At 55.5% G+C, this 17,385-nt stretch carries 8 protein-coding genes; 3 read left to right on the forward strand and 5 right to left on the reverse strand.

Annotated elements, in window-relative coordinates:
* Nucleotides 1-81: 81 nt before the first annotated feature.
* The 3 genes from AC0LWM_RS06130 to AC0LWM_RS06140 form a co-directional block, all read right to left on the reverse strand.
* Nucleotides 82-507: an Rrf2 family transcriptional regulator gene (locus tag AC0LWM_RS06130; protein ID WP_474674030.1), complete on the reverse strand. Its 426-nt coding sequence runs from the start codon at nucleotides 505-507 to the stop codon at nucleotides 82-84.
* Between the two features lie 344 nt (nucleotides 508-851).
* Nucleotides 852-1,817, reverse strand: coding sequence for a TRM11 family SAM-dependent methyltransferase (locus tag AC0LWM_RS06135; protein WP_474674031.1), 966 nt, complete (start codon nucleotides 1,815-1,817; stop codon nucleotides 852-854).
* A gap of 218 nt (nucleotides 1,818-2,035) precedes the next feature.
* Entirely contained in the window at nucleotides 2,036-4,942 is a 2,907-nt protein-coding gene (locus AC0LWM_RS06140; RefSeq protein ID WP_474674032.1) for an SLC13 family permease, read from the reverse strand.
* Nucleotides 4,943-5,243: 301 nt separating this feature from the next.
* On the opposite strand from AC0LWM_RS06140, the gene AC0LWM_RS06145 reads away from it, so the two are divergent.
* The gene (locus AC0LWM_RS06145) at nucleotides 5,244-7,133 is read left to right on the forward strand and encodes an amylo-alpha-1,6-glucosidase (protein ID WP_474674033.1); all 1,890 of its coding nucleotides are present in this window, start codon (nucleotides 5,244-5,246) and stop codon (nucleotides 7,131-7,133) included.
* A 64-nt stretch (nucleotides 7,134-7,197) separates the two neighbouring features.
* On the opposite strand, the gene AC0LWM_RS06150 is transcribed toward AC0LWM_RS06145, so the two are convergent.
* Nucleotides 7,198-11,853: an S-layer homology domain-containing protein gene (locus AC0LWM_RS06150; protein ID WP_474674034.1), complete on the reverse strand. Its 4,656-nt coding sequence runs from the start codon at nucleotides 11,851-11,853 to the stop codon at nucleotides 7,198-7,200.
* 279 nt (nucleotides 11,854-12,132) lie between these two features.
* Complete coding sequence (locus AC0LWM_RS06155; RefSeq protein ID WP_474674035.1) at nucleotides 12,133-12,996, reverse strand: DUF6612 family protein; 864 nt, start codon at nucleotides 12,994-12,996, stop codon at nucleotides 12,133-12,135.
* Nucleotides 12,997-13,244: 248 nt separating this feature from the next.
* Between AC0LWM_RS06155 and AC0LWM_RS06160 the strand changes: the two genes are divergently transcribed.
* Nucleotides 13,245-14,273, forward strand: a complete 1,029-nt coding sequence (locus AC0LWM_RS06160) for a carbohydrate-binding family 9-like protein (protein WP_474674036.1) — start codon at nucleotides 13,245-13,247, stop codon at nucleotides 14,271-14,273.
* 3 nt (nucleotides 14,274-14,276) lie between these two features.
* A complete protein-coding gene (locus tag AC0LWM_RS06165) occupies nucleotides 14,277-16,976 on the forward strand; it encodes a transglutaminase domain-containing protein (protein WP_474674037.1) in 2,700 nt (899 codons plus the stop codon).
* Nucleotides 16,977-17,385: the final 409 nt, after the last annotated feature.

Consider the following 17,385-nt stretch of genomic DNA (forward strand, 5'->3'; position numbering starts at 1 on the left):
GTTTTTGGGTTAGTATTGAATTACAATGCAAAGTCCGTCCATATTGTAACTATTATAGTTACAGGTTTGGGCAAAAAAATATTACATCTCACGGCGAGCAATTTCGCCCGCGATTTGGTCCATCGTCACTTTCGCAAGCTCCGCTTCCATCGCGTTTTGCGCAGTCGCAAACACGGATTCCACGGTGCCTTGAATGTTCCGGCCGACAGGACAATTCGGATTCGGATTATCGTGGACGGAGAACAACCCGTCTTGTTCGGCCTGCACGGCGCGATAAACGTCAAGCAGCGTAATGTTTTGGATTGGTCTGGCCAACGCAGCGCCGGCAACGCCCGGACTGGTGCTTACGAGCCCCGCTTTGCTTAACATGCCCGTAATCCGCCGAATAACTACCGGATTCGTGTTGACGCTGCCTGCAATAAAGTCGGATGTATTGCGCCCGTCTTTATTAATCTCGAGCAAAGACAAGATATGAATGGCAACGGCAAAACGGCTGCTGATGGTCACCTCTCCCACCTCCTTTGAAAATGAATGATTGCATACATGTAAATAAAAAATGACTTCGTTTATCGGTTGACCTGTAATCATTATAGTTACAGGTTATTCGAATGTCAACTATCCATTTCTATACAGGATGGTTCCGGCGTGCGTACAGACAATCCGTGAACGCGCCATCCCCTGTGCAACAGGTCGGACAGGTCGGGAATCACATATTTGTTGCAGTACAAGCAATTGCCATAGCCCTATAAGCTTAAGGTTCACTTTTGCGACTGAAGACATACACTTGGGTATACCTATCAAAACAATCAGACAAACACGGGGTCATGGCGCAATCGACGAGAAGCTCCGGCTCATTCACATACGATGATTTGCCTGGAGAAAGCACCTTTACGTACGACGCAGCGATCCACGATGCGAAAGCCCGCCTCGGCCAAAACCGCCTCGATCGGCTCCGTCGATACGATTACCGCCCGCGACGCCATGCGCCTCGCGCTTTGCAGCATGGACAGCTGCTCCTCGTCCGATAGCTTCGAGCATAGATTGTAAGGCATATCGAGAATTGCCGCATCGTACGTTTCGTCGATGAGCCGCATGTCTTGGATCGCCACCGGCTGCGGCATGCCGAAGTGGCTCAAGTTCGCCCTGGCCCCGCGCACCGCGAGCGGGTTCAGGTCGCGGCCGACGATGTCGATGCCCATCGACATCGCTTCGACGAGAACCGTGCCGATGCCGCAGCACGGGTCAACGGCTCGGACGCCGTGCGGATCGGGCACGGCGATGTTCGCGATCGCGCGGGCGACGCGGGTGCCAAGCGCGGTGGAGTAGTTCTGCGGCTTGCTCTGATGGCGCAGCCAGACGGCCTCGCTCTTGTGCGCTGCGCCGAGCAGCCAGCGGCCCTGCGCCTTGGCGACGCCGTACAGCCGCTCTGGCCGGCGCATGTCGGCCGTGCCGCGGATGCGCGCGCCGACGGCCCGCTCCACGGCGCGCTGCTCGCCGTAGTCGTCGAGCTCGGCGGTGTCGACGCAGATCACCTTGAACGTCGCGCCGTCGAGCTCCAGCGCTGCCGCTTGCTCTGCAATTTCCTCCACGCTGCCGCCTTCGAACAACACGTCCAGCCGCCATTTCACGAACGGACTGCGGCTGGGATCCATTTCGCGTTGGCTGATGACGAAACCGCCTATGTCCGGCTCGCAGCCGAACAGCGTCCGCAGCTCCAAGCGGCACAGCTCCTGCTCGTCCTCATGGCATGCGTATGTGTATAGATAGTTAGTGGCTGGTATGTTATGGTAAAAGGCTTCACGTGTCGTTGTCGGCATGCGGCGCTCCTGTTCATTTTCTTTATGTATTCTCTTTATGGTCAGCCTGGTGAAGGCAACAATGACTGCTGTCGCAAGTTGTAAAAAGAAGCTGTCATTTCGTCGATATGCTCGCGGATAAGCGCATCAATTGATTGTAGCACGATTAAATCTTGCTCCGTCAAGTTCCGTCCGTGCTTTGAACATGCTTTGTCCTCTGTTCAAGCAGTCTAGTTCAATTAGCGGATCAAACCGATCCATTTCCAATACGGGACGCTCGCCACCGATGCCGCGATCACCGCAGCACCGTATCCAAGCGCGACAAGCTGTCCTTGCCGATGGCTGAACGATCGCCCTTCCGAACTGTAATAACCGGTTAAGTACGTTGGCGATTGATACGTGAAAAAGAACGGGTCGGTCGACAGCAAAATGACGAACACGAGCACCCACGGATGAATGCCGGCCTGCGCCGCCAGCGGGTACATCGAGATGACGAGCAGAATGACGGCGGGATCGTCGCGTACGACGAGCGTAACGAGGAACGAAAGCACGATGACCGCGATCAGAAAAAGCGTCGGGTTCGCAAGAAACGGCGTCATCGCGTCGCCCAGCGCCGCCGTCATCGCATCAACGATGCCAAGCTGGCGGGCGCCCTCCGCGAAGCTGAACGCGATGCCGATGAACAGCAGGAACGTCCAGTCGATGCCGCTTTTGACCGTTTGCGTGTCGAGCACCCCGCTGATGACAAGCACGGCGAAGCCAAGCAGCATGACCCACGCGTTATCGATCCCGTGCAGCGGCTGCAGGATGAGCAGCAAGATGCAGCCCGCCACCGTCAGCACAGTAATCCGCTCGTCTCTTGTCAGCTTGCCGAGCACTTGAAGCTGCTCGTCCAAGACAGCTTTGGACACCGCTTTCCCGGGCTCCGCCTTGCGGAACAGCAAGCCGAGCACGGCCAGCATAACCACGGCAAATACGATAAAAGCGGGCAGCGCGTACAGGAACCATTCGAACCACGACAGCGGTTTGGCATTGGGGACAAGCCCATACGCCATCACGTTTGTGTACGAACCGGTCAGCACGAACGGCGCCGTGAACCCGTAGAACACCATCGCCGCGATCCCAAGTCCGGCCGCGCCTTTGCTGCGGTCGCGGAAACCCATCGACTCGGACAACGTTTGCGCGATCGGCACGCCGAGCGCGACTTTGGCCGAAGACGACGGGATCAGCGGATTCAGCGCCGCACCTCCGGCAACGATGCCCCATAACTGGCCGCGGTAGTGGGCCGGGAATCGCTTCAGCGCATGAAGCGAAAGCCGGTACAGGATGCCGGACTTCGTAATCACCGCGCCAATCGCCAGGATGAACAGCATATATAGCCAAGTCGGCGTGGCGAAGCCGGACAATGCCGTCTCCGGCGTGACCAGGCCCATCAGCACCCACAGCATCGCCATCACGAGCGCAACGATATAGTCCGGCACGATGTTGACAATCCAGAGCATTACCGCCGCGATGCCGATGCCGATGAAGTCCATGCCGCCCCGCGAAAGTCCCGCCACAGGCGGCGCATAGTGAAAGAACAAGATGCTGAGCAGCGCCAAAGCTAAGGCGACGATGCCCGTCAACCTGCTGCGGCTCCATAAGGAACCGGCTTTTTCGGCTTGCTGCCTGCTTCGCTGGCTGTCCAGCTTCTGCTTCGCCAGTTGGTAGGTGCGGTCTTCGCTTTCGCTTGAGGCGTGCGAAGACGAATTGCCTTGCCGAGTCGAGGCCAGCGTCTGCGCCATTTGCAAATACTCAAGCGCCTTCGCCATCATGCCGATCTTGCGGCACAGCTCCGCGCCCCACTCGTATAGAGCTACCGATTGCTCAAGTGTAAAATACGTCTGCCGCTTCTCCAGCGCCGCCTCCACCTTGGCGAAGGCCGCCTCTCGCGGCGCATGCTCGATGCCGTACTTCAGGTAGCGCCCCAGCACGGAGAACCGGCGGAACAACAGCTCGCCTGGGCAGCGGTCCAGCAGCAGGTAGATGCTGCCGATGTGGTCGCCGGTTAGCGGCTCGGCACCATCGTGCTGCCAAACAGCTGCGGTGGCGCTTTCCGCAGCGCCTCGAAGGAGCCGCTCGGCGGCATCTCCCTCCGGTGCGGCTTCGTTTGCAGCGAGCAGCATAACGGCTTCTGAATCTTGCGATGCTGCAATGACGCGGCGCTTGCCCGAGGGTGTGGATGCCTCGGCTCCACGGGCTGCAATTTTGGCTACATCGGCCTCTGGTGCTCCGCCTTTGGTCAAAGCCGCAGTCCCGGCTATCAAAACCCCGGCCGCCTCCGCATCGCTCAGCCCTTCCACTACGTCCAAGACCGCGTCCCAGGAACCATTTTCCACGAACAAAGCCGCCGCCAAGGCGTTCTCTCCATGCTTCCAATAATATTCCGCCGCGCGCCCGATCCATTGTTTTTTGCCGTCATAGCCATGTTTGGCCATAAACAATTCGTTTAATGTCGGCTTTACCGATGCTTCAGCCGCGTACCAAGTCCCTTCCGCCGACACGGGCCGAAGCAGCTCAGCCAGCTTAGAGTTTGCTGCAATTGCAGCTTTGACGCTTTCGATGCCGAATTCCTCGTGCAACAGCCCCGCACTCGCCCTCGGCAGCAGCGAAACGGCCAGAACCGCCTCCGCCAAATCTGCGGGAAGCTGCTCCAATTGTTGCGCGATCCATTGCGACTTCGTTTCTTTGGATGCCTGCAATCGGCTATTAGTCTGGATGAGGCGCTGCGACAGCACTCGGATAAAATAAGTCGAAATGACCGGATGCTCGGCGATGAGCGACTGGAACGTTTCCGTGTCCATGACGAACAGCACCGTTTCCATCGCCGCAACGGCAGACGCCGAGCGCGGTTCTCCGGTCAGCAGTGCCATCTCGCCTATCGTATCGCCTTCACCCAACATCGCGATCGACTGGCTCGTCCCGTCCGGCCTCTCCGCGAACAGCTCCACCTTGCCGCTAGCGATAATATACATGCTGTCCCCGCTGTCGCCTTGCCGGAACAAGGCGGTGCCGGCCGAAAGCGTTCTTTTATCGAGCTTCCCTAATATCTTGGCAAATTCGACGTTCGACAACCCTTGAAACAACTGAATATGATGCAAATTCATGCTTACTCCCCTATGTTGATCTTTTATATTGAAAAACCGTTTTGCGGCTTCAAGTATAGGTAGAAGCGCCTGTTTATTAGCTTAATTGTTCAAGCTGCAAACCGCTATACCTAAAAGTTAATATCTTTTTAAAAAAATATCGCTTCGTCCTTTGCCCAGGAGGCATCAAGATGAATTGACACGAAAAAGCGGACAATATTCCGTTTCAACCGGCATGCCGCCCGACTAGAATAAGGGCATGATCCGTACCATCGGTGCGATTGGCGCGGTCACCACTTCATGATGCATAGGGGATGTCGAGATGAATTTCGATTTGCGTACGGTGCCGTTCAGCCGGTACGGTTCTTTTTTTGCTATATCCGAATTGCCTGTTCGCGGCGAAAGAGAGGCCGGCCTTTATTTGCGCAGCATCCGGGGCGGCGACGAACGTACGGGGGAATTGTTCCGCATCGAGCTCGTCCGTGACGGAATACCGGTTCCGTTCCAAGCGCAAGCCACTCCCGCGCTGCTTCGTCTTGAAGCGGAAGGCGGCATTGTCGAAATGTGCCTGCCGGAGCCGGGCGAGGTCCGGGTGCGCGGCCAAGGCGTCGGGCTTCGTCTCAGCATGCGGCCCGGCGCATACGACCATGCCGTTCCGCAAGGGGACGGCGTATGGGAGATCAATAGCTATTCCCTCGAATGCCGTTTCGCGCTGGCGCATATTCAAGGGCTCATGCAAGTTGATGCGCCATGGGAAGTCGCCCGCTGCCGGCATGTCGTCGCGGATATATCGCCTGCGGCGGCCGGAGAGCCGTATGAGCTGGCGATCGAAGAGTACCGGACGGTGCGGAAGCCGATGATTGATGCCAAGCCAAGCTTCGGGGCCTGCGCAGATCGCGTGTCGGCCGAATGGAGCCGGTGGCTTGCGCATACGATGCCCGTGCCTGCCGAATTGACCGAGGCGAGAGAACTCGCCGCTTACATTACTTGGTCGTGCGTCGTGGAGCAAGGCGGCCACTTGCCGCGGCAAGCGATGTATATGTCGAAAAACTGGATGACGAACATTTGGAGCTGGGACCACTGCTTCAATACGATGGCGCTGGCGCGGACAAATCCCGATCTCGCTTGGGACCAGTTTATGATCTTTTTTGACGTCCAGCATGAGGACGGGATGCTGCCAGATTTCATGAACGATAAATTCGCACTCTGGAACGCGACGAAACCGCCGATCCACGGCTGGACGCTCGGCTGGATGATGGACAACAGCGACGCCGTGACGGATGACCGACTGCGCGAAGTGTACGAGCCGCTATGCCGCTGGACGCGCTGGTGGCTCGCGCACCGCACCGACCGCCGCATCGGCCTGCCGTGTTATTATCACGGCAACGACAGCGGCTGGGACAACAGCACGGTATTCGGCGCGGGGACGCCGGTCGCGAGTCCCGACCTGTGCGCCTACCTCGTGCTGCAGATGGAGGTGCTCTCGCGCATCGCCGAACGTCTCGGCAAGCCTGCGGAGGCCGCTCAGTGGCGCGAGCAGGCTAACGCGCTGCTGCAGAAGATGCTCCGCCTGCTCTGGAACGGCGAGCGCTTCGTCGCGCTGCGGCCCGCCGACGCTTCCGACAGTGGCGAGGGAACGGCAATACCAGGCGGTGGGCCTGCGGCAGCGTCAGACAGCGGAACGGCAGCAGCTCCGGGCGGCAGTCCTGCGGCAGCGTCGAACAGCGGAGCTGCAGTGGCTCCAGGCGGCGCTCCTACGGCGATGGCTCGCCCCGCAGGCGAAGGCGCCCCCGCCACCGCGACGAGCGACGGCCTCGCGGACGCGGACAGCCTGCTGCTGTACGTGCCGATCGTGCTCGGCAAGCGGCTGCCGGAGCCGGTGCGCGCTGCGCTCGTAAGCGGCTTGCGCGAGCAAGGCCGCTTCCTGACCGAACACGGGCTCGCGACGGAAAGCACCGCAAGCCCCTACTATCGGCCGGACGGCTATTGGCGCGGCCCGATCTGGGCGCCGTCGTCGATGCTGCTCATCGAGGGACTGCGCTCCGCCGGTGAGCTCGAGTTCTCGCGGTCGCTCGCACGCAGCTATTGCGATATGGCCGCCCGCAGCGGGATGGCGGAAAATTACGACGCGTTAACGGGCGACGGCTTGCGAGACCGGGCGTTCACGTGGACGTCAAGCGTGTTCCTAGTTCTCGCGAGCCGATATTTGTAGAACATGAAACAGGCCGTTGTCCGCAAACTCGAGGACCACGGCCTGTTTGTTTATTTTTGCATCGTTAAATATCCAACACCTCAAACATCTTGTACAGCATTGCTGCCGATTCGGCACGAGTAGCGTTACCGCCGGAACGGAACGAACCGTTCCCGTAACCTTGGATGATGCCACTCGCAACAGCCTCGTTTACGGCGTCAATGGCCCATGCCGGAATGGCGGCTTGGTCGGCGAACGCCGGCGTAGACTGTCCGGTTGGCGTGGCTGGATTTTGCCCTAACTCTTGCTGCATGTACTTCAATGCCCTGGCGATCATGACGGCCATCTCGGCCCGCGTGATCGTCTGCTGCGGCTTGAAGAGCGTTGCGCCTTGTTCCGAATAACCCTTGATGATACCGGCTTGCATCGCTGCATGCACCGCATCCGAAGCCCATGCCGGAATGCCATCCTGATCCGTAAGCGTCGTATTCTGCTCGGCAGTTTTGAGGCCCAATGCGTCGGCGAGCATCTTAGCGAACTGGGCCCGCGTTACGGTGTCCTCCGGACGGAATGTCCCGTCGCCGAAGCCGCGAATGACGTTCATGCCTACCAAACGATCCGCATAGGTTTTGGCCCAATGCTTGTCCAGATCGGCGAAATGTACCGGTTGATACGCGAACACGGCAAACTTCGTAAAGTGGTTGACTTCGACCGTAATCGTTCCGTCTCCGTTGTCTTTGCCGCCGAGGAAGATCCATCTTTTCAGCTTCTCGTGGTAGTAGTAGATGGCAGGAGCTTCTCTGTTTTTCAGCTTGAGTTCATCGTAACGCAAAGTAATCTTGATTTTTTTCTTAAAATGGCCGCCCGTGCTGCTTGTGAATTCGGCGATTTGGCTTAGCAGCGTTAGTCCGTCGAGGCTTGGCGCTTGATCGCCAGCGATAACGGCAATTTTGATCGTACCGTCGCCCGGCAAAGCGCCTGCCGGAATCGTCGCAGATCCGACGCCTTCAAGCTGGACCGTTCCGCCCTCGGAGGCTTTTACTGGCTTCTCCGTCGATGCCGACTGTTCCGGCTTCACCGGCGGTTTTGGCATTGACGGAGGCGTCGTTGGCGCCGGAGTGCCCGTCGCCGGCGGCGATGTAGGCGGTGGCATATCCGCCGCGGCTACCGTCACGTTAACCGTCGCATGTAATGCGCCGTTCGTCACGGTAATCACCGTCGAACCCGCCGCCTTCGCCTCGATCAGGCCGTTCGGCGATACCGTTGCTACGCTAGGGACGCTGCTGAAATACGTCGTGCCTTGGCTTGCCGCGGTTACGTCCTTGGTCGTGTTGTCCGACATCGTCGCCGTTACTTGCAGCTGCTGACTTACGGTTGCACCCAGTTTCAAGGAGACATTCGATGGCAGCGCCGAAATGCCGGTGATGACAGCCGCCGCACGGCCACTTGTGAATTGAGTTACTCGGTGGTTCCCTGTATCCGTTACATAAAGATTCCCTGCGGCGTCTGATGCGATACCTTCGGGCTCATTCAGATCCGTTCCCCATTCACCAATAAAAATCCCGTTTTGATTAAACATCATGATATTGGAACCGCTGGTATTGGTGACATGTACATAACCTTCAGCATCAACGGCAATACCCAATCCTTTTTGAATCCAAGGAAAGTCGCCGTCCTTGTCTTTTAAAGACCACTTCGCCAACAAATCGCCTGTTGGAGAGTACTTTTGAACAAGTTTTTGCGCTCTATCCGTTACATAAACGTTATGCCCTGCATCCACGGCAATTGCAAAAGGCGAGCTCCAGCCCGATGCATCGATTGGCCATTTATCCTTATACACTCCGTCTTTATCAAACTTCTGAACCCGATGGTTTTGGCTATCTACGATATAAACAACTTCGTCGTCGACAACAATTCCAGTCGGGGTATCGAATTGTCCGTCTCCCGTTCCGAACTTTCCCCACTTTATGGGATTTCCCAAGTCTTTATCAAATCTGACAATCTTACTGTTGCCTCTATCCGTGACATACACGCTGCCATCCTTACCGACAGCAATCCCAGCCGGATTGTTGAAATGATCATCAACTCCCGCTCCATACACATACACAGCTTGAAGGAAATTACCGTCTCGATCAAACCGCTGCACGCGATTGTTGCGGGAATCCAGCACATAAATTGATCCGTCGTTGCCAACTGCGGAAGCTTTGGGATTTATAAAATATCCCTCTTCCTCGCTGAAGCGCTGCCATTTTTCCCAGTTAATCTCATTCTGAACGGCTTTACTGTCAAAACGCCAAATTGCATCATCATCTTCTCTCGCGAAATAAACATAGTTTTCGGGAGAAACGCACATATCAGAGATATTGTAGGATACTTCGGATGTTTCTATCTCTTTGGTGGCTGTGCCGTTGTCTGGAGAGACGATATAGATGTTGACGTAACTTTCCTCTTGTTCGTTGTAGTCGCTCTCACCAAGCACATATAGGTTGCCACCCGGCCCAATCGCGATTTTTTTCACCCTTGATGCACCCGTTAGCTTTGCGGACCAATCGCCGATCCTGTTTCCATTCAGATCGTATTTATGAATTTGCCAGCCGTCATTTTCGATATCTTGAGCAACATAAATAATCGCATCGTTCCCGGAACCGGATACCGCAAAAGCTCCTGCCGGAACATTCGGCACTTCACTAAACGTTCCGTTGGCTCCCAATACTTTTATTGAAGGAGCGGTTATCTCTCTGGCGGAATCAATAATATAGATCGTTCCTTTATTGTCAACTGAAATAAATACCGGAGATGAAAATCCTGCCACACTTCCATCCCAAGATTTTTCCAAATTCCCGAGTGAATCGTACTTTCTAATTTGTCTATTTCTAGCATCGCTTACATAAAGGCTTCCGCCAGGGCCCGCAGTGATCATTCTTCGACCGGATAATTCCTCAAGAACAGGAGGTGCCGCTATATCTTTCCATTCTCTCAATAACTCGCCTTTGGAATTATATTTTTGGATGAATTGGATCGAACCGCTAGGGCGATAACTAAAGTTCATCACAAAAACATTGCCTTGTTCATCCGTTGCAACGCTTTGCGGACTATCAAAGTTCCATTGCTTCTTCGGCAGCATCAAACCCGGAATAAACTTGAAGGAATTCCGAACAACGGTCAGCTTGTACGTTTGGGTCGGATAGCCGTCTGCCGTTATTGTGACCTCAATCACGTTAACCCCTGGTTTCAATTGGATGGTCGACGGTTGAGCGCTTATGACGTCAACTCCGTTCACCTGTAATTTATCCGAGGCATTGTAAGCAGTGGCCGTTATTTGGATAGAGTCGCTTTCCCCCACGTTTACAATATATTCCTTCTCCTCAGGCGAAAACTCAGGGGTCATGGGGTTAGGCGATACTTCTAAATTCTGCAGTACACCTGGGGCGGAAATACTGCTGCAATTTTCCACACTGCACCAAGGAATACGTTTGACACTTGCGGAGATGGAATCTTCAGTTGGCCCGCTATCCACTCCCCACCAGTTTCTGGATGCGTTTACCTTTACATTGGAAGGAGCTATACTTTCGATATTACTTTCTTTCGGCATCTCGGTTCCAACGGTGTTTCCGTTAATTTTATTATCATGTATGGCGACCGAAGTAATCGGTTCTGGAAAATCGGAACCTGAAGGACCGACATATATACCTCCGCCTTCACCCCCCGCCTTGTTGTCCTGAAGCAAGGATTTCTCTATACTGACCAAACTTTCTTGGGAATAATATTCTACAGCCAGTCCTCCCCCGTTGGTCTCGGCGATATTGTTAATTAGTCTTGAATTTCCCACGGTTAATTTGCCGGTACTTGTAATGTGAATTCCGCCGCCTGATCCCGCTATGTTATTGTCAATTGTACTATCGTCAATAACTACTGTTCCCTCACTTAGATCTAGCCCTCCTCCGCCTTGCTCTGCTTGATTATTATGGACGACGGTATGATTAAGCCTCATCGTGCTTGTCGAACCGATTTGAAATAAACCGCCTCCTTGTCTAATTCGAGGCCATACCGTATTTAGGAGCGTCACTGCCATACCGTTCCCGGATATTACGCAGTCCGTTAATGTCGCTTGTCCACCATTCACATTGGCTAAACCGCCACCGCCATAATATCCCCCATTACCTGACAAAGCAACATTCGTTAGAGTAAGAATCCCTTCGTTGTAGACCCCTCCGCCGAAGCCGGTATTTATGGCGTATCCACCCTTAATAGTTAGATTCGACATGGAAACATGGGCATTGGGGAAAATTTGAAATACCCGGTCTACCGACCCAAAAGCAGCATCAATATAGAAATCGATAACAGGATTTTTCGCTTCTTCGTCAACAAAATCGGTTTGACCTATGATATCCAGGTCTTCCAAGATATCAAAATCGCCGGTAGCGGCGGCATCCTCTCCCGCGCCGATACTATCAATGGTTGCTTTATAGCTCAAATTTCCAGGCAAAATGATTGTTTGCTTGCCGGGCATGGCATTCGCCTGTTGAATGGCTGCACGAAGCGTACACTTTGATGATCCCTCAGAACAATCGCCACCCCGGCTTATCGATAAATCCTCCGTACTGTTCACCGTAAACGTTACATCCGCCGTCGCAGGCTCGTCCGCCACCGCAACCCTCACGGGCAATACCGCCGCGAGCAGCAGCTGCGCGGCAAGGCAAACCGCCGTCAGCAGCGACGTCACTTTTGCTTTTTTCCTCATTCCTTGCAATCTCCTCCCCTAAATATCGCTCCGCATCGGAGCGATCGAATTTGATCTCGCCGCTCTATTCATGTTGTCATTCGACCCTACGTACCGGCTCGACAATGAACCGTCTTTTTCCCTAGCATTCGCGGCGATTCTCCAAAGTTCGTCCAATATTGTACCGGACTAAGTTTAAAACCCGTTTAAAAAACAAAAAAAAGATGACCCTGAAAAACAGGAATCATCTTTTGTCGTTCACTTCATCTTTGATTCATTATATTTTTACAATCGTATCAATTACTTCGTGCTGTCCAGCACTTCATGCGGAACTACAATTTTGGCAATCTCGTTATATTTCGAAATTTCGCCGGTCATGTTCATCTCAAGGGACATGGTTTGCCCTTCCGCCTCGTATCCCATCGTCATTTGAACCGTGGATTTTGTCGGCAAATACGTTTCGGCATTGACCGAATAAGCGATTTTAATATTTTCGATTTTCATGTTTTCCAGCATTTGAGCGGCCATCTCGTTGTTGCCGGCTTTATTTAACATCGATTTCGCAAGTTCCTTTACGCCATCCCCGGACAGGTCGGCGGAAAGAACGTATTCGTTTCCTTCTTGCGTAACTTTCGCTTGTTCGGCGATCGATTCGAACTGCTCCAGCTGCTGCTCCGGACTTGCCGATTGCTCCAGCTGCTCGAGCAGCACATCTTTGTTTTCGTCCGGGAGTTTGGCCCAAGTTCCCCCCGCATTGGAGTAAATGCCATTGCTCGTAATATACTGCTCAATATCCTGTTGGACTTGGTCTCCCATCGAAAGCTTCATTTTGTAGTACATGGCCAGCGGTTCTTTGACGATGTCCGTCTTCATATTCATATCGACGTTTTGTTCTTGCTTCTGATCCCCTTGCGCCACGATGATATGCTGCTTCACGTTGGAGTCCATCGAAAAGCTCGTTAAGCTTTTGCTCGCCTCGGTTGCTTTGCGAATCATTTCTTGGGAAGTTGGTATATTTGATTTAGAATCAACCGTCTCGGTATTATTCGTTTGATTGCCGTTCGTCGCGGAATCTTTGGCTTCCCCGTCCGTTTTTGCCTTGCCGCAGGCTGTCATGCCCAATACCAAAACTACGCCCAACAATACTGCCATCCATTTCTTCAATGCTCTCTTCCTCCTGATCTCTATGTGTACCAATTGATGTTATCAGCCTTCACCACGGCATGACAGGGGAATTTGTATCAATTTGGTATTTTTGGAGGGTCCCAATAAATTGGTAGGATGGTCCTATAAAAGACAACGTTATCCGCTTTCAAATTGGATATATCCTTTAGTGCAGCGTATACATAAAATATATCTTGTTGTAAAATGAAACTCATAAAAAGGTATGTTCAACGAAGGAGGACAATACAATGTATCGAAGCGGCGTGCCGGAACCGGCCATTGCGACATATGCCCCCCTGCACTACATGTGCCAAAGAGCGAAGGAGCCTCTTCTGCAGCTGGACGGACGGCTGGATAAGCCGTTCTGGCAGGATGCGCAGTGGACGGAGGATTTTGTAGATATCGAAGGCGACGCGAAGCCAAGACCGGCGAAACAGACCCGCGTCAAAATGCTATGGGACGACGAATACTTCTACTTCGGAGCCGAGCTGATCGAAAACGAGATTTGGGCGACGCTGACCGAGCGGGATTCCGTTATTTTTTACGACAACGATTTTGAAATTTTCATCGATCCCGACGGTGACACGCACCGGTATTACGAATTCGAAATCAACGCGCTGAACACGGTATGGGACCTGCTGCTCCCGCGGCCTTACCGCGACGGCGGCCCGGCGATCAACGGCTGGGATATCACCGGGATGAAAACGGCGGTGCACATTGACGGCAAGCTGAATGATCCATCCGCGGACAACCGGATGTGGAGCGTTGAAGTCGCGATGCCATGGAAAATTCTGAAGGAATGCGCGGCAGGCGGGCGTCCTCCGAAGGCGGGGGAATTTTGGCGCGTAAACTTTTCGCGGGTCGAATGGCGTACCGAGGTGAAGGACGGGCAATACGTCAAAACGATCAATCCCGAAACCGGACGACCTTACCCGGAGGACAACTGGGTCTGGTCGCCGCAGGGCATCATCAACATGCATTATCCCGAGCTGTGGGGATACGTCGTGTTCACGGACGGCGAAGGACAGGCTTCCTTCGAGCTGCCGGCCGACGAAACGATCAAATGGCAGCTGCGCAAGCTGTACTACCGCCAGCGCAACTACCAGGCGGAGCACGGCGTATATTGCCCCGGCTTTGCCGAGCTGCGCGGAAGCGACGACTGGTCGATCGCGCCTCGCATCGAAACGACAAGCAGCCTGTTCCAAATATCCGCGCCGTCACATGATGGAACCGCAACGTTCCATATCCGCGAAGACGGCTTATTATGGAGGGAATAAAAGATGGAAACGACAACGGCTTTTTCGCTGGATGCGGCAACGCTCCGGATGATCGAGGAAAAGTTTAATTTCAAAAGAAAGCTGGCCGCAGCCAAAGAGCGCGAGTTGTTCGGCATCTTTGACGGCCCGCTGACCGAAGAAGAGACGGTGGCGCTCAAATTTCTGTATGCCTACATGCCGATGAACGACCTAGCCGATTACGACGGCGAGCTGTTTCTGAGCCATGTGCGGACGACGCTCGCGGTCCGCAAGCAAGTGCCTTGGGGCATGCAGGTGCCGGATCATTTGCTGCTGCACTTCGTGCTGCCGTACCGTGTGAACAACGAAAATATCGAGGACAGCCGCGGTTTCCTGTTCGGCGAGCTGTTCGACCGGACGAAGGAGCTGTCGATGGCCGACGCCATCCTGGAGACGAACCAATGGTGCCACGAGAAAGCTACATACATCGGCAACGATCCGCGTACCGTTTCGCCGCTGACGCTGATCCGCACGACGCTCGGCCGTTGCGGCGAGCAATCGACGCTGGCCGTTGCGGCGCTGCGCAGCCTGTGCATCCCGGCCCGCCAGTGCTATACGCCGCGCTGGGCGCATTGCGACTCCAACCACGCTTGGGTAGAGGCTTGGGCGGACGGCAAATGGTATTTCCTCGGCGCCTGCGAACCGGAGCCGCGGCTGAATCAAGGCTGGTTCCGCGCACCTGCGCGCAGGGCGATGCTCGTCAATACGCGCGTGCAAGCCAACTATCCGGGACCGGAGGAAGTGACGCTCGCTCACGAGTGGTTCACGGAGATTAACCTGCTGGACAACTACGCGCCGAACAAAACGATCACGATCCAAGTGCGCGACGAAAACGGCGCTCCGGCGGACGCCAACGTTCAATTCCAGCTGTACAACTTCGCGGAGCTGTCGACGATGGTCAGCAAAACAACGGATGACGGCGGCAACGTCCAGCTGACGACCGGCTTCGGCGACCTGATCGTTCATGCGGCAGGCAGCAAAGGCTGGGGCTATACGAAAATCCACGTTGGCGACGGCGATGTATTTACCGTTGTCGTAGCGGACCGTGCTCCTGTCCACGGCGTAGAGGAGTTCGAGATGGTGCCGCCGCCGGAGTTGGCGGAAGCGGCGTCGGATCTCGCGACGGAGGAAGAGAAACGCCGCAACGACGAGCGCGTGAAGGAAGGCGCGCAAATCCGCGCGGGCTTCGAAGCGACGTTCGTGAGCGAGGAAGCGGCCAAAGCTCTCGCCGCCGAACTGTCGCTGCCGGAGGAGCGCGTCTGGATGGTGCTGAAGCACGCGCGCGGCAACAGCCACGAAATCGCCGCGTTTCTGCGCGAGCAATCCGGCGTTTACGGCGAATGGCCGCTTCGGCTGCTCGAGTCGCTGAACCCGAAGGACATGACCGACACGTTCCGCCCGACGCTTGCCGATCATTTGACCGGAGCGCTGCCGAAGCAGGATGCGTATGACGACGACACGTTCGCCAAATACGTGCTGTGCCCTCGCGTCCATTACGAGATGGTTGCGCCGTACAAGGCGTTCTTCCAGGGCGTGTTCACGGACTCGGAAAAAGCGTCGTATCGCAAGTCGCCGGCTGCGCTCGTGGAGCGGATCGGCCGCGACGTCGAGGTCATCGACGGCATGAACCATTACCGCGGCTGGGCGGCGCCGGTCGGCAGCTTCAAGCTGCAGAAGGGCGACCGGATGTGCCGCGACATCGTGTTCGTCGCTGCTGCACGCAGCATCGGCATCGCCGCTCGGCTTGAGCCGACCGATCAGCGGCCGCAATACCTCGGTGCTGACGGCATATGGAAAGACGCCGCGTTCGGCGATAGCGCAGCGGCTGCAGGCAACGGTAGCGACAGCGCAGCGGCGTCGAGCAGCTGTGGCTGCGGCACCGCATCCGCAGCGGACGCGTCTTGCGAGAGCGCCGCGCCTAGCGCAGCCGCACCAGGCTCGGTTCGCCTGCTGCCGGATGCAAACGGCGACGGCGACGGTTCGACCGCGGCGGCGTATTTCAACAACTTTACGCTGGCGCGCTTCGAAAACGGCGTATACCGGACGCTCAGCTACGAGTTCGGCAAAACCGACGTATTCGACCAGCCGTTCGAGCTGCTTGCCGGCGAATACCGGCTAACGACAGGCACGCGCTTGTCCGACGGAACGGTGCTTGTGCGGCTGACCCACTTCACCGTGGCTTCCGGCGAGACGCTGGAGCTGCCGCTCGTGTTCCGCCGCGAGACGATCACCGTGCCGGTGCTGGGCGACGCCAACCCGGATTGCGCGCTAACGCCGCTGCAAGGCGCGGCCGTCCGCCTGCCGGAGCTGGCTTCGAAGCAAGGCCTCGTCCTGGCGTGGATCGAGCCGGACCGCGAGCCGTCGAAGCATCTCATCCGCGAAATCGGCGAGCTCGCCGCGGAATTCGACGCCTGGGGCGGCCCTGTATGGCTCGTCGCCGGCGACGACAAGATCACGGCTGCCTTCGCGCCGGAAGCCTATACCGGGCTGCCCGCTTCCGTGGCGTTCGGCCGAGATAACGCGTACGCTTCGCTGCAGTCACTCACTACAAGCTTGCCGGAGCCGGCGCAAATCAGCTTCCCGGCCGTGTTCGTCATCGATAGCGAATGCCGCATTCGCTACCAGTACACCGGCTACAAGCTCGGCACGGGCAAAGAGATTTTAAAAACGATTCAACATATGTAACCGTCCTGAACTAGCCGCTCTTGCTGCATGATCTTCGTGCAGCAAAAGCGGCTTTTGTTATGGACTCGCAACCGCGCAGGGCCGGACAAAATAACTGTAGAACATGTCGTTAATTTTTCAAGGTATAACGTTCTAGAAGAAAACAACTGGAAAACATGTATCTATTTCAAACGGATTCCGGATTTTTCAGTAGATGTTGAAAAAATAAATGCATGTTTTCCAGTTAATCTGCTTTATCCTGATTTTTTCCGAGAATTAACTTCATGTTTTCCAGTTGTTTTGGCAACGAGCTAGTACCGGGTAGTGAGTATAGCGGCATCTCAGTCCGTAACGCCAATACCCCCCTCGCCCGCTCAGCGCCCCACCCTATTCACCCAATCACGCAACGAGGGCTGTCCCCAAGGTTCCA

This window comes from Paenibacillus sp. sgz302148 (assembly GCF_056120465.1).